This window comes from Bdellovibrio sp. HCB337, from assembly GCF_047302465.1.
Classification (GTDB): Bacteria; Bdellovibrionota; Bdellovibrionia; order Bdellovibrionales; family Bdellovibrionaceae; genus JACMRP01.
In genome coordinates this window covers 2,316,526-2,329,467 of the sequence record NZ_CP178621.1, presented here as the reverse complement: position 1 = coordinate 2,329,467, position 12,942 = coordinate 2,316,526, and the positions used below count along the sequence as shown (strand labels likewise).

The following is a 12,942-nucleotide window of genomic DNA, read 5'->3' as shown; positions in this document are numbered from 1 at the left end:
CTAGTTCATCAAAATCTGCACCCAGCCGCGTTTGTCGAGGGGGATTGCGTCTTTTGGCATAAAGAGGCCAGCACGTAGTCCGCCTTCTGGAGCTAAGCTTCCAGCCCAGAAATCTTTTTGAGCCAAGATCTCTTTCAATAACGAAAATGCCTTTGAGTTATTGCCCTTCATAACGTTGATAACTTCGGCAACAGTAACGTGTGGGATGTTGTCGTCCCAGCAGTCGTAATCAGTCACAAAACAGCACGGCAAGTACGGAAGACCTGCTTCGCGCGCTAATGCGTACTCTGGGAAGTTGCTCATGCCGATCACTTCGGCGCCCATTTGGCGATACGACAGGGATTCGGCCTTTGTCGAGAAGTAAGGTCCTTCAATACAAACATAAGTTTTAGCGTAATGAGTTTCAAAGCCTTGCTTTGCAGTGAGGGGCTTTAGTTTCTCGGCCATCATTTCGCAAATCGGTTTTGCCAAAGACACGTGTCCAATCAAACCGTCGCCCAAGAACGTTGATGCACGAACGCCTTTTGTGCGATCAATGTATTGGTACGGCACCACTAGGTCGCCTGGTTTGCAGACTTTTTCAAGGCTGCCAATCGCCGAGAAAGACACGATGGCTTTTGCACCGTTGTTTTTTAGTGCAAAGATATTTGCGCGGTAGTTGATTTCAGTAGGCAGAAGCTCATGGTGTTCGCCGTGACGAGAGATAAATAAAAACTCGACACCATTCACACGGACTTTTTTAAAGCCGCTGCTGGCAAGGCCGAACGGGGTTTCGCGATTCAAAAGCTCTACTGTTTCAAATTCATCAAATTTTTCAAAACCAGATCCGCCAATAATGCCAAACATTCTTAGTTCCTTTTCTTAAGAGCCCCAGATTCAATATCTTTCTGGGTGAATACGCCGTTGTCTAAAATCCACGCTGTCGTCAAATGCGCTGGAGTCACATCAAAAGCCGGGTTGTAAGCCGGAGTTCCCTCCGGAGCCCATTCGATGGTCGACGGAGAGTCGCCAAAGCTGCCAGAGACGCCAAGCACCTCTTCCGCTTTTCTTTGTTCAATCGGGATCGCTTTGCCGTTCGGGCACTCGACATCCACCGTTGTGTAAGGAGCCGCCACATAGAACGGAACATTGTGATGGCGAGCAAGAACCGCCACCGAGTAAGTTCCAATCTTATTGGCAAAATCTCCATTTAAAGCAATGCGATCAGAGCCCACGAAAATTTTCTGAACCTTCCCTAGACTCATCACATGTCCGGCCATATTGTCGGTGATCAAAGTAAAAGGAATATTCAGCTTCTTAAGCTCCCAGGTCGTTAGACGTCCACCTTGTAGCAAAGGGCGAGTTTCATCCACATAAACGTGGATTTTCTTTCCTTGCTCGTGGGCCTTGCGAATAATTCCAAGTGCCGTGCCGACACCCGCAGTCGCAAGACCGCCAGTATTACAATGGGTCAGAATATTATCACCATCTTGAATGAACTGCGCACCATGAGTCGCAATACGCTCGCAAAGAGTAAAATCCTCGGTGAAAATATTTTCAGCCGTTTTTACGACATTTTCGATACTGAAATTCTCATGAAGGACTTTCTTCATGCGATCCATGCAGATCATCAAGTTCACCGCCGTAGGGCGGGCTTCATACAGTGCTTGAGCTTTCTTAAGAAGTTCTTCTTTAGATTTTTTCTGAAGCGCTGATTGAGCCAAAGCAAACGCAGCGGCAACTCCGATCAGCGGAGCTCCACGTACTTTCAAAGATTTAATGGCTTCGATCATTTGATCAACGGTTTTAACCTCAATCCAAGATTCAACATGTGGAAGCAGTTGCTGGTTCAGAATACGCAACTTGCCGTCGGTAAATTCAATAGCAAGGGATTTGATATTCATCATAAAAGACGATCCCCCAATTCAGCGCGCATTTTATGAAGGACTGCGACCTCTTCAGCAGGAAGGCTTGTAAGGCCTCCAAGCTGAACAGCCTTTGCCAAGATCAGCGCGGAATGCTCAATGCGTTCCATTCCACGATAGGCCTCATCAAGATCCTCGCCCCAAGCAACGGCCCCATGGCGAGATAAAATCAAAGCACGATGTTTAGGCAAAAACGGAGTCATATGAGTGCCCATATCCAAAGTGCCAGGGCGGGCGTAAGGAACAAAAGGAATACGTCCTGTCGCCAAGATCACTTCTGAAAGACTATCAGCGGGAAGTTCTTTAAGATCGGGGCGGGCAATAGACCACGCAATCGCTGTCGGCGGATGAGCATGAATCACGGCTTTCGCTTGAGGACATTGTTTATAAATTTCCAAATGCATAAGACGCTCCCCGGAAGGTTTCCCTGCAAGGACGTTATTATCTAACGTGATGAGCGCCATTTCTTGAGGTTTCATAAACGCTTTGGCGATGCCAGAAGGTGTTATGAGGATTTCTTGGTCGCTGATACGAAAACTGATATTGCCATCAGCGGCAGCAAGCATATTGCGCTCATGCAAACGGCGAGCGACTTCCACGATCTGTTCAGAAATTTCCCTGGGAGTTGTCATAGCTCATAAATATCTGGGAACTTGCGCAAAAGGTCAAAGTTAGAGCGCCAAGTCAGCTCTAAAAGCCGAACTGGAATGAGGTAATGCCTCGATATTCCCCATCCATATTGAATCCTATGTACTTGAGGCTTATAGGGAACGACGACAACGCCAAGGATAGGCCCAACCCCGTGCTGTTCCGTTTAAGTTCGGTGTCATTCTCTTGCTCAAGACGGTAGTGAACAAACTCAACAGTAGGGCTGATATAAATCATTCCATGATTTTCCATCTCGGTCGCCCATTTATAACCCATTGAATAGTTGGTAAAATTGCGAGTCGACGAGAAGTTCGTTGCAAGCTCAAAGCGGATGCGGTCTTTGTAATCCATCAAAGCGCCTAAATACCAAACAATCGGACCACCGTAGTCTTTCAAAAACTGATGACTGCTATAGGCGAGATAAACTTTACCGCTAGAGCTTGCTTGGCGCCAGGTCACTTCGGGAAGTTTATTTGCTTTGTAGTTGTCCAGCATCTCGTGGACTTTGTCTAAAGACGCCGAAAAGCCGATGGCACCCACAAAACGATCAACACGTTTGCGAGAAACCACGCCAATGACTTGGCCCTCTTCACTAAAAACAGGCCCACCAGAATTGCCAGGGCTCACAGACATATCCGAGATAAATTCATCCTGGGCCCAGCCAGAAATAATTCCAGTCGACATCAGATAGGTCATATCGACATCAAATGGAGGGTTGTCGAAAATGCGACCGATGGATGGATGTCCAATGGTTGCAATCGGACTGCCTTCGGGCATGCGTTTGCCCTTTGGAAGAAGGGTCAAAAAAACGCGTGTGCTTGGTTTATGAAGTTGAATCAGCGCCAGATCTGCTTTGCGATTGAGAGAAACGACTTTGGCTCCCTCAAACTCTTTGGGTTTCTCGGGCCAACTGACATGCACGGGGCGAAGGCGATAGACACAATGAGCAGCTGTTAAAATCAAATCTTTATCAATGAGTGTCCCTGCACACAGGCCACCACTGGACATAATCATTGGAATGCTAGTTTTTGCTGTAGGATAAATGCTGGTCCAATTTGCAGCCTGCGTGTGCAGGCTCAAGAAAGTCAGAATGATGCAAATACCTAATCTCAAACAGAGGCCTCTTGTGAAGTGCGCGGCGAAGTCGCCGGTTTAATGTAACGATTCAGCTTAGACTCTAGAGTGCTGGACTCAACAGGCTTTGTCACGAAATCATTCATACCGGCATCGATACACTTCGTCTGATCTTCTTTGAAGGCATTTGCAGTAAGTGCGATAATAGGAATGTCAGAAATCGGTTTTTGCAACTTACGAATACGGCGAGTTGCTTCGTAACCGTCCATCTCTGGCATTTGGCAATCCATGAAAATTAAATCGTAAGAGAACAGCTGAAGCGCTTTAAGGGCTTCGATCCCGTTTGCCGCGACGTCTACGTTGCAGCCGATTTTTTCAAGCATCAAAAGAGCGATCTTCTGATTGATCGGGTTGTCTTCCACAAGAAGTACGCGTGGTTTTGCTACAGCGTACTTCGGAACTTCTACAGTCGGACTTCGGGCAGGCTCTTCCCAACGAACGTTGGTGATGTGAAGCACTTCTAACAAGCACTTGTACAAACTCTGCTGAAGAACGGGCTTCTTTAGATAGTTAATACGTTGGATCGGAGACAAGTGAGCCAAATTGTGAGTGCGTTCTACGAGATACACAATAGGGATCTCGAAATTTTTAGAGATATTGCGCAAGACCTTGGTTTGCTCTTCCGGTTTAAATGGCAAATTGCCCTGATCTAGAATGATAGCAATCGTTTTTGCTGTTGCATTCACTGTCGTAATTTCTCGTCCTGCTGGAGAGTAAGGATTGAGCTTGATTTCTTTCAATTGCAATTCCAGATATTCTTGCAAGACCGGATTGCGGGTCAAAATCAGAACGTCTTTGTTTGCAAACGACTCTGGCAATGGATTTTCCATCGGCTGCATAGTGATGGTTTCCATTTCAACACGGAACCAGAAAATGGAGCCTTTTCCTGGTGTACTACTTACGCCGACTTCGCCACCCATAGACTCTGCCAACTGTTTACAGATAGAAAGTCCTAGCCCCGAACCACCGTAGCGGCGGGTAGTTGAAGAGTCCGCTTGAGTAAATGGATTAAAGAGACGGCTTAATAGGCGCGGTTCAATGCCGATGCCGGTATCTTTCACTTCGAAGTGGACGCTGATGTTTTTGTCGTTCAAAGCGTGCAGCGTGATTTTAACTGCGATACTGCCACTCGGAGTGAACTTGATAGCATTGTTGAGCAGATTTAAAATAATTTGCTTCAAACGCGCGGGGTCGCCCTTGATCATGCGCGGGATGCGCGGATCAATGAAGCTAACTAGCTCTAGCTTTTTCTGAGAGACGTTATCAGCAACGATATTCGCGATGTCCATATAGATAGAGCGCAAATCAAACTCGATGGATTCCAAAACTAATTTACCAGCTTCGATCTTAGACACGTCAAGGATGTCGTTGATTAACGACAACAATGTACTACTTGAAGAGCGGATCGATTGAACATAGTCCTTCTGGTCGTAAGAAAGTTTCGTATCAAGTAATAGAGAGGTAAAACCTACGATGGCATTGAGAGGTGTACGAATTTCATGGCTCATCGTCGCCAAGAATTCTGATTTTGCACGATTAGCTCGTTGAGTTTGATTGATAGCTTCTTTTAAGCGTGTACTCTTATGCTTAGAGGTTTCTAATAGAAGAGCGACGTTTTTGATATTCCCGTGGGAAATCATCAAAAGCAAAATACTACAAACGGCGATTGCTAAAAGGGTCCAGCCTAAAAGGCGATGCGAGCGTGCTTGTTTTTCAAAACGAGCCGTGCGTGCTTGCGTTTCATTAGAGTTAATCGTAGCTGCGACTTCTTGCAGGCGATTTTCAAACGGCGACAAAGAGTCATAGATAAGGTCTAACGTGCGACGGTCTTCAGCGCGTGCTTTAAAGATAGCTGGTTTTAATTCATCCAGGGTTTCGCTTAAGTCTTTAAGGTTCTTTAGGGCACCCGGAATTTCGGAAAGATCCTGGTAAAGATCACGATCTTTTTCATAGAGCTCAATATGATGCTTTAACGTATTGTAACGCTCTAAGAGCTCTTCACGGTGTAAGAGTTGACGTCCATACAGACCTAAACCAATAAGGAAGCGATCAAAGTAGTGAAGATTCTCAGAAGCAATATAGTAAGGATCTGCTTTATCTGTGATGGAGCGCTCTAGGCGACTGTCTGGCAATGTCTTAAAGTACAGGACAGAGCTTCCGCCGGCGAATACGACGACGAAGAACATCAAAAAGATGTATGAAAGCTTTGGTGCAAAAGGCGTTCTTACTGTTGGGTTTTTTCTAATTAGTCGAAACATATTCAAGACAGACAATAAAGCCTCTTTGAAGAAAAACAAATTTCTGAATGGCCTTTTGAAGAAAAAATAACAGTTGTTAAGGTTTCTTCGAATCTATTCGAAAGGGTGTTCGCAAAATCCCGATCAGTTGTCGAAATTTCTTCATAGCAATTTCACACCACTTCGACCCCTTTACGGAATAATAATATGACCTATAACAAGAGGGATTTTTCTCGGTTATTCATGAGGGGGATATCATGGATCTCTATAATTTGCAGGAAAGCGATCATAAACTCATAGAGCAGACGCTAGGGAACATAGCTGTTAATGTCTCTGAATATCAAGAATACCTCAAACGCCACTTTTTCAACTTTGAAAGGGTCTTGAACAAGAAAGCTATATTAGTAGCTGAAGAAGACCCCCGCATCCAAAAGGCCATGACGGATATGATCCGTGAGGCCAATCAAGAAGCCCAATGTTGGGCTGTGGACTCAGTCGATGAAATTGATTCCAGCTTAGAACTTAAGAGCTGTGATCTGCTCATTGCGAACTACTATTTATCAGAAGATGAGATTGATTACGAATATTGGGAGCGTGTTCGCGCCCGCTACCCTCATATGGAGGTTATTATACTGTCCCATATAAATGACCGAGAGTACTACGACATGCTGGAAAAAACGAGCGGCTATGGGGCCCGCTCCTCCCATCCGCTCTCGTCGCGTATCAGACACTTTTTTGAGAACGTATTCGGAGGTTAAAATGGAAATGATGAAACCTAGAGGCTCGGAGCTTTCGAACCAAATGGATATCCTCTTTGAAGGGATGGCGCCGAATCCAAAAATTGAATTTATGATTAGAACCAAGCTGGCTAAGGTCGTTGATATGTGCCCGGATAATTCGTTTATTCAGGCACGGGTTAAGGATCTGGGATCCCGTTTTGCGGTCGAAATATTAGTCCGCCACGTGATGGGTCAGTTCTTAGCATATTGTGAGGAGAGGACATTGGGGGAAAGTGTAAATTTGTCAGCATCGCAGATGTATGACCAAATCAAGGCGTGGCGGGAGACGCGCAATTTAAGTGGGATCGAGCCAGGAGCACCTTTCAAAGTGCTCATCGTGGATGACGATCCTATATCAGTGAAGTTGATTGAGTCTTGTTTGACTCAACGAGGATGCGAAACCCATGTCGTGGAGAATGGTCAAGACGCTGTCGATGAAATTTTCGAACACGCGTACGACTTGATTATCCTCGATTGGAATATGCCATCTATGAACGGTTTACAGACAATCAAAATGCTCGACGAGACTGCAGACTTGAGTGCGACCGGTGTTCAAAATAAAAAAGTGCCGGTACTGATCTATTCTGCAAGTCCAAGATCGCAGATCGTATTTCCAAAAAGTAAAACTTTTAGGAAGATTGGGTACCTGCAAAAGACAAGTACTTATGATTCAATCCGCAAAACAACCGATTTATTTTTAGACAGTCTTAAGAAGATTAAAGAAAAAACAATGTTGAATTAAGTGAAGGAGAAAAGGGAACCTATGATGCCAACAGTACTTGCAGTCGATGATTCAAAAGAGATTCACCCATTCCTAAAGACAGCGCTGAGCCAAACGTGTTCACTGCTGCTGGCGGGGTCTCTGAAAGAGGCAGAAGAAATTTTGTCTAAAAACGAAGTCCATCTTATTTTGCTGGACGTGAGCCTTCCGGACGGAAGTGGTTTTGATTTCTGTACCACTTTGCAGAGTCAAGATTCCACCCAAAAAATTCCGGTGATTTTCCTAACGGGAAAAATTGGCGTGGGTGATAAAGTCCTTGGGCTTGCGCTTGGAGCGGAAGACTATGTGACGAAACCGTTTGACGTGCTCGAACTCCGCGCGCGCGTTGAGAGCAAACTTAAGAAGTTTTTGTATTATGCAAAGGAAGAGACCTATTTTCAGCGTGGCAGCCTGAAGTTTGAGCTTTCTACTTACTCCATCTATTTGAATGAGAATAACGGCAATCAGAAGCTTAATATGACTCCAATCGAGTTTAAGCTTCTATTGAAGTTGGCTCGGTCACCAGGCTATGTACTGAGCCGTGAACAATTGATCGATAGCGTTTGGGGAGATTCTGTTTATATTGAAGATCGTTCAGTTGACAGACACATTTCTTCGATCCGTAAAAAGCTTGGGACATGTTCGTCGTATATTAGAACAGTGCCTGGCCTTGGTTACCAGTTTTTAGCTGAACAACAACACTAAACTGAATTTCAAGGAGGATCTATGGAGACGCAGTTTGATGCTGTTCAAAGTTTAAAGTCGATTGAAAGCAACTATGGGCCTCAGGTCGCCCGGGAAGTCGTTCAGATCTTTATCAACGATTACCCAGGAAAGATCGCGAAGCTTAAAGCGGCAATCAACGAAGGAAACTTTGAGGGCATCCGTTTTCAGGCCCATGACATTAAGTCCGGGTGCCTGAGTATGGGGGTCAAACCCATGTCGAGCATTTGCGAGACCATCGAGCGTGAAGGCTCTAAGATGAGCAAAGAGGAACTGTCGAAATTAGCGGATCGTCTGGAATCTGACTATGCCGAGATTTCGCAGTCCTATGGAGATTATCTCAATATTAAGCATTAGTATTATAAAAGACTTAAAATACTGACTGCAGAAAACGAGTGAGCCGCTATACGCGGCTCTCTCAGTTTTTCCCCTAGGTTTTGGAAGGTGCCATCACGTCGAGGCAATAGGGGCGGGTGGATTTATTTCGGAAAGCATATCGATGACCTCCGGGGCTCTGAGATGTCTGTTCTCTTGGCGGAGGCGGTCGTGGCTCTTGCCGAGCAGAACCTTTAAGGCGTCGCTACTCTTGACTATAGCGCGGAAGAGGTTGCGGTCCTGCTTGACCACCTTAAATGTTCTATCGCTGACACCTGATTTGACTGTGATCTCACACTGAAAAACGGGGCTGCGAGTCGACGTGCGTTCGCGATCTTTTTCGACCCGGACGACGACGTGGAGATCTTTATCCAACATCAGCTTGTCGGTGATAAGTTCGACTTTATCAGTGATAAAGTCGTTGACGTAATCGGAGCGATGGATGCCATTAAAAAAAATTTCGGTGCGCATGGTTTACTCCATATCTATATTGAATTGGTATCCTAGACCTGGAATGGTTTTTATATAGTCTCCGTAAGGACCTAATTTTTTTCTAACTGTGTATATATGTTTATCGATCGACCTTTCGTTAATATGGACCGTGCCTCCCCAAATGGAGTCAATCAACTGATTCCGCGTGAAGATACGGCCCGGTTTTTGGGCTAAGTGAAGCAGAATACGGTACTCGATAGGAGTCATGTTGATGAGCTCATGTTTGTCATCATGGATGGCATAAACAGAATATGTAAGAGTATCAAAACGCAAATGTCCCCGCTGCAATTGCAGTTCATTTCTGTCGTGAAGCAGAGATTTTTTAAGTTTCGATTCTATCCGCGCTTTAAGCTCGAGGGGCACAAAGGGCTTGGTGATGTAATCATCGGCCCCAAGGCTCAGCCCCAAGATCTTATCGGTCACGCCGGTTTTTCCCGTCAGGAATATTACCGGAATGCGAGCAGTAGATGGATTGGTTTGCAAGTCGTTGCAATAATCAAAACCGCTGCCGTCCGGAAGCATGACGTCCAAAAGGATTAAGTGGACTTCGCGACTTTCAAGAATATCTCGGGCCTCTTTAATGTTGCTGGCGAAGAAGAGATGAAGATCTCTTTCCAGCGAGCCACGGATAATGGCTTGATACTCGCCCGAGTCTTCAATCACTAAGACGTTGGGGATAAAGTTTTGTATGTGGTTGTCAGGGGCTTTTTCGACGGTACGATAACCGTAATCCCGGAAGCCGCTAACTAGCTGATTGCTATTGGTGGGCTGATTCGCATCCATATTGCTCATCTAAATTCCTCCATGTAATTAAAAAACTTCAAAATCAACAGTGGTCCCGTAGTTTTGACCTCGCTCCCAATATCTCATTTGTGCGGTCAGATCCGTAATCGCACTATCGAGCGCCGACGCGATGACTTCGTCTTCGCCGGTGGCAAAGAGAAGATCGCGTTCACTAGCAAGATTGAGTTGCACCAAATAGCGATCATCAAGATCCACTATTTTTGCGGTGAGGTTGCAGTTGTTGGGACACTTTTCCAGCAGGAAGGTTAGTTGCCCACTGACGAAAAGCTTTAGTTCTAAATTAGGCTCGATGTTTTGATACACCAAGGTCATATTCTTATTCGGTATTTTACCCCTTTCCATGGTGTACTCCTCCAAAAATTTCTTTTAAGTAACCGTTGAACTTTTCTGGGGAAAATGGCTTGTCAAAGAAAGGCGGCGGATACTCGAAGTTTTTTACGATCTGATGATATTTCTCGTTGCCAATTCCTGAAGTGATCACGACATCTACGGCCGGAAATTTTTGACGAACGATTTCCCAAAGCTCAAGCCCGGTTTCTGCTGGAGAAAGATAGTAGTCGGCGATCAGCAAATCACATTTCTCTTTTTCAAGAACATCGATTGCTTCGTCGATCGTTGTAGCCAGAAAGCACTTGATATCTGGATTGAAGTTCTTCACGATGTGGCGCAGTCCCAAAAGTGAAATCGGATCATCCTCGACGATCAGAACTTTTTTGCTGGCGCGGATTTTTTGTAGCTCAAGGAAGTACTGCAAATATTCGTTAAACTCGGAGTTAATCTGCGATGTATCAATGAGGTTGTTCGCTGGATCTTTTCGATAGGACAAATGCTTTGAAACATTCGATTTAACTGTCGAATCCTCTTTCATTGAATCCCCCTTTTGTTAAGTATCCGATGGAGGTTTCGAGAAAGTATTACTTCTTTATGGAGAAATCGTCACAACAGGTCTAGTTTGACTCGGTTGCGTAAATAGATTCCGGTGGCGTTCTAGAGAGAAGACGCTGTGAGCTTATATCCAGTACCAAACACAGTTTCAATTTTTACACGCGACGCTTGGATTTTTTTACGAATATGCGCGATATGCGCGTCCACAGTGCGATCGGTGATATAGACACGGCCGCCCCAGATGTGATTGATAATTTCATCGCGACTAATAACTTTATTTTTATTCTTCGAGAGGAACGTAAAGATACGGAACTCTAAAGATGTGAAGTTGATATGGGTCGTTTTGCCAGAGACCTCATGATAAAGGCGCTGTTCAGCGACGTTGACCAGCAGGTCTTCAATCGTGAAATTTGCAGTCTGTTGCGCTTGATCGTGCATCTTGCGGATCTTCGCATCCACACGCATTTTTAATTCAATCGGGTCAAAGGGCTTTGCAATAAAATCATCAGCGCCATAGGTGAAGGCCATTGCTTTATTCGCAAGCGCCGTCTTGCTACTGATAATGAAGATCGCTGATTGATTTTTTTGCGATTCAGGAATCTCAGCAAGAAAGCGCAGCCCGTCACCATCCGGGAGTTCGATATCAAGAATTATGGCCTCAAATGGACCCGTCTTAAGTGCTTCCTTGGCGTCCATGAGAGAGTTGCAAATTGTAAGTTGATAGTCTTTGAGAATGTTCTGCAGAATGAGCTGGCACTCTGGCGTGTCTTCAATGAATAAAACTCTTTTCATTCCCATGGGGAGCATAAAACACCGGCTTGTTTTTTCTGTCAATTTACAGAGTGGTTTTGTGCAGTCGCATACGTGCGGTGTGTAAATAGTACTCCGTTGAGATGATCGAAACCATAAAAGAATCAAATTGATGTTTTATTATGACTCCTCGAGCAGATAATGCGAGTTGCCTCTTGTAATCCCATAAATTAAATTTTATATATGCCAGCCCGGTTAGTCAGCATGTAACTTCCCCACCAGCTTGCGCAACAACAATGAATAGGATCACGAAAGTGACAAAGGGGATTGAACCGAAATTGGGATGAACAAGAATATGTTTAGTCAGCCACGGAAGAGATTGGTTAGATTATTCACTCCACGACGAGTGAAGACGACTGCGGTGTCCTATGTGGATGCTGCTACTGCGCAGGATTATTTTTTGAAAAGTTGCGAACTAAAGGAAATTAGTTTAGCTATGACCAAGGAGATGGAAACTATGAATCAGATATCTAGAGCGAATGGAACGCTTGATTTATCATTCTTTAAAGTTCTAGTTGCGGAAGACAATCTGATTAATCAGAAGATTGTCCAGAAGATGCTAGAGAAGATGGGTATCTCATTTAAGATCGTTTCTGGCGGTCGCGAGGTGATCGAGTCCCTTCGTAATGAGTACTTCGATTTAGTACTCATGGATTGCTACATGAGAGACATGAATGGATTTGAGGCGTCAAAGACCATTCGTCAGAGTAAAGAGCGCTTTTCTCAGATTCCAATCATCGCTTATTCCGCAGGAATGTTTGAGTCTGACAGCGAAAGTAGTCTTCAGTCGGGCATGAACGACTTCATCATGAAGCCTGTGACCTATGACCAATTGCATGCAAAAATCAGAGAGTGGGCGGGGCGTATTTACGAGTCGCTTCCAATCTTGGATCTGGCAGCCCTAGAGAAGATTCGTATCTTCGACGACAGTCACCAGAATTTGCTACGCTCGCTTTTACAAATTTATTCAGAAAATACTCAGGAAGAGTTGTTCAAGATGAGAGATCTTATTTTGGACGGGGACATAGAACGCATTCGCAAAAAAGCTCACATGTTAAAATCCAGCGCGGCCCAGCTGGGAGCTTTTCGCTTCGAGAAGTTTTGCATTTTGATGGAACACGAAGAAGGTTTAGATAGCTTGCGTGCGAAAAGACTGCATGAAGAAATGTGTCGTGAGTACGAAGGTTCACGAAAACACTTCATCGACTACTGTCAAAATCTTAGTCAAGTTTCCAATGTACTGATGTGAGACGGTATAAACCGTTGAATCTAGTGAAATAAAACAGAAGATCCTTGTGCATGAAACCTACAGTCGAGGACGAGAATTGTCCGAGATAATCTGGTTGAGTAAGGACTGATAAAAAACCCCAATGGATTGTGGGCGCAAGGTG

15 protein-coding genes are annotated in these 12,942 nt (G+C 44.9%); 5 read left to right on the top strand and 10 right to left on the bottom strand.

What is annotated here, in order from left to right:
* The 5 genes from ACLWBB_RS11290 to ACLWBB_RS11270 are packed head-to-tail and all read right to left on the bottom strand — an operon-like array spanning position 1 to position 5,944.
* Positions 1–846: an MTAP family purine nucleoside phosphorylase gene (locus ACLWBB_RS11290; RefSeq protein WP_413287616.1), complete on the bottom strand. Its 846-nt coding sequence runs from the start codon at positions 844–846 to the stop codon at positions 1–3.
* A gap of 2 nt (positions 847–848) precedes the next feature.
* On the bottom strand, positions 849–1,886 hold the full coding sequence (gene mtnA / locus ACLWBB_RS11285) for an S-methyl-5-thioribose-1-phosphate isomerase (RefSeq protein WP_413287615.1): 1,038 nt from the start codon (positions 1,884–1,886) through the stop codon (positions 849–851).
* On the bottom strand, positions 1,883–2,536 hold the full coding sequence (locus ACLWBB_RS11280; protein WP_413287614.1) for a class II aldolase/adducin family protein: 654 nt from the start codon (positions 2,534–2,536) through the stop codon (positions 1,883–1,885). The genes mtnA and ACLWBB_RS11280 overlap by 4 nt, the downstream gene beginning before the upstream one ends.
* Before the next feature lie 58 nt (positions 2,537–2,594).
* Positions 2,595–3,665 (bottom strand): trypsin-like serine peptidase, encoded by a 1,071-nt coding sequence (locus ACLWBB_RS11275; RefSeq protein ID WP_413287613.1) that lies wholly within the window; start codon positions 3,663–3,665, stop codon positions 2,595–2,597.
* Positions 3,662–5,944, bottom strand: coding sequence for an ATP-binding protein (locus ACLWBB_RS11270; RefSeq protein ID WP_413287612.1), 2,283 nt, complete (start codon positions 5,942–5,944; stop codon positions 3,662–3,664). Before ACLWBB_RS11270 ends, ACLWBB_RS11275 begins: the two co-directional genes overlap by 4 nt.
* Before the next feature lie 236 nt (positions 5,945–6,180).
* Here ACLWBB_RS11270 and ACLWBB_RS11265 point away from each other — a divergent pair, with 236 nt between their 5' ends.
* Genes ACLWBB_RS11265 through ACLWBB_RS11250 form a run of 4 tightly spaced genes read left to right on the top strand, consistent with a single transcriptional unit; the run spans position 6,181 to position 8,542 of the window.
* The gene (locus ACLWBB_RS11265) at positions 6,181–6,681 is read left to right on the top strand and encodes a hypothetical protein (RefSeq protein ID WP_413287611.1); all 501 of its coding nucleotides are present in this window, start codon (positions 6,181–6,183) and stop codon (positions 6,679–6,681) included.
* A 1-nt stretch (position 6,682) separates the two neighbouring features.
* Complete coding sequence (locus ACLWBB_RS11260) at positions 6,683–7,444, top strand: response regulator (protein ID WP_413287610.1); 762 nt, start codon at positions 6,683–6,685, stop codon at positions 7,442–7,444.
* 21 nt (positions 7,445–7,465) lie between these two features.
* Positions 7,466–8,167: a response regulator transcription factor gene (locus tag ACLWBB_RS11255; RefSeq protein ID WP_413287609.1), complete on the top strand. Its 702-nt coding sequence runs from the start codon at positions 7,466–7,468 to the stop codon at positions 8,165–8,167.
* A 21-nt stretch (positions 8,168–8,188) separates the two neighbouring features.
* Positions 8,189–8,542, top strand: coding sequence for an Hpt domain-containing protein (locus ACLWBB_RS11250; protein ID WP_413287608.1), 354 nt, complete (start codon positions 8,189–8,191; stop codon positions 8,540–8,542).
* A 93-nt stretch (positions 8,543–8,635) separates the two neighbouring features.
* On the opposite strand, the gene ACLWBB_RS11245 is transcribed toward ACLWBB_RS11250, so the two are convergent.
* From ACLWBB_RS11245 to ACLWBB_RS11225, 5 genes are all read right to left on the bottom strand, one after another.
* Positions 8,636–9,031, bottom strand: a complete 396-nt coding sequence (locus ACLWBB_RS11245; RefSeq protein WP_413287607.1) for an HPF/RaiA family ribosome-associated protein — start codon at positions 9,029–9,031, stop codon at positions 8,636–8,638.
* 3 nt (positions 9,032–9,034) lie between these two features.
* On the bottom strand, positions 9,035–9,844 hold the full coding sequence (locus tag ACLWBB_RS11240; RefSeq protein ID WP_413287606.1) for a winged helix-turn-helix domain-containing protein: 810 nt from the start codon (positions 9,842–9,844) through the stop codon (positions 9,035–9,037).
* Positions 9,845–9,862: 18 nt separating this feature from the next.
* Positions 9,863–10,198, bottom strand: a complete 336-nt coding sequence (locus ACLWBB_RS11235; RefSeq protein ID WP_413287605.1) for a hypothetical protein — start codon at positions 10,196–10,198, stop codon at positions 9,863–9,865.
* Positions 10,185–10,724 carry a response regulator gene (locus ACLWBB_RS11230; protein ID WP_413287604.1) on the bottom strand — a complete coding sequence of 180 codons (540 nt, stop codon included), beginning with the start codon at positions 10,722–10,724 and terminating at the stop codon, positions 10,185–10,187. Before ACLWBB_RS11230 ends, ACLWBB_RS11235 begins: the two co-directional genes overlap by 14 nt.
* Positions 10,725–10,843: 119 nt before the next feature.
* Positions 10,844–11,539, bottom strand: a complete 696-nt coding sequence (locus tag ACLWBB_RS11225; protein ID WP_413287603.1) for a response regulator transcription factor — start codon at positions 11,537–11,539, stop codon at positions 10,844–10,846.
* 469 nt (positions 11,540–12,008) lie between these two features.
* Here ACLWBB_RS11225 and ACLWBB_RS11220 point away from each other — a divergent pair, with 469 nt between their 5' ends.
* On the top strand, positions 12,009–12,800 hold the full coding sequence (locus ACLWBB_RS11220; protein WP_413287602.1) for a response regulator: 792 nt from the start codon (positions 12,009–12,011) through the stop codon (positions 12,798–12,800).
* Positions 12,801–12,942: the final 142 nt, after the last annotated feature.

What these genes read in the sequence shown, in the direction of transcription:
- ACLWBB_RS11290 (WP_413287616.1), bottom strand. Translation starts at nt 846, where the DNA reads ATGTTTGGCATTATTGGCGGATCTGGTTTTGAAAAATTTGATGAATTT.
- mtnA (WP_413287615.1), bottom strand. Translation starts at nt 1,886, where the DNA reads ATGATGAATATCAAATCCCTTGCTATTGAATTTACCGACGGCAAGTTG.
- ACLWBB_RS11280 (WP_413287614.1), bottom strand. Translation starts at nt 2,536, where the DNA reads ATGACAACTCCCAGGGAAATTTCTGAACAGATCGTGGAAGTCGCTCGC.
- ACLWBB_RS11270 (WP_413287612.1), bottom strand. Translation starts at nt 5,944, where the DNA reads ATGTTTCGACTAATTAGAAAAAACCCAACAGTAAGAACGCCTTTTGCA.
- ACLWBB_RS11265 (WP_413287611.1), top strand. Translation starts at nt 6,181, where the DNA reads ATGGATCTCTATAATTTGCAGGAAAGCGATCATAAACTCATAGAGCAG.
- ACLWBB_RS11260 (WP_413287610.1), top strand. Translation starts at nt 6,683, where the DNA reads ATGGAAATGATGAAACCTAGAGGCTCGGAGCTTTCGAACCAAATGGAT.
- ACLWBB_RS11255 (WP_413287609.1), top strand. Translation starts at nt 7,466, where the DNA reads ATGATGCCAACAGTACTTGCAGTCGATGATTCAAAAGAGATTCACCCA.
- ACLWBB_RS11250 (WP_413287608.1), top strand. Translation starts at nt 8,189, where the DNA reads ATGGAGACGCAGTTTGATGCTGTTCAAAGTTTAAAGTCGATTGAAAGC.
- ACLWBB_RS11245 (WP_413287607.1), bottom strand. Translation starts at nt 9,031, where the DNA reads ATGCGCACCGAAATTTTTTTTAATGGCATCCATCGCTCCGATTACGTC.
- ACLWBB_RS11240 (WP_413287606.1), bottom strand. Translation starts at nt 9,844, where the DNA reads ATGAGCAATATGGATGCGAATCAGCCCACCAATAGCAATCAGCTAGTT.
- ACLWBB_RS11235 (WP_413287605.1), bottom strand. Translation starts at nt 10,198, where the DNA reads ATGGAAAGGGGTAAAATACCGAATAAGAATATGACCTTGGTGTATCAA.
- ACLWBB_RS11230 (WP_413287604.1), bottom strand. Translation starts at nt 10,724, where the DNA reads ATGAAAGAGGATTCGACAGTTAAATCGAATGTTTCAAAGCATTTGTCC.
- ACLWBB_RS11225 (WP_413287603.1), bottom strand. Translation starts at nt 11,539, where the DNA reads ATGGGAATGAAAAGAGTTTTATTCATTGAAGACACGCCAGAGTGCCAG.
- ACLWBB_RS11220 (WP_413287602.1), top strand. Translation starts at nt 12,009, where the DNA reads ATGAATCAGATATCTAGAGCGAATGGAACGCTTGATTTATCATTCTTT.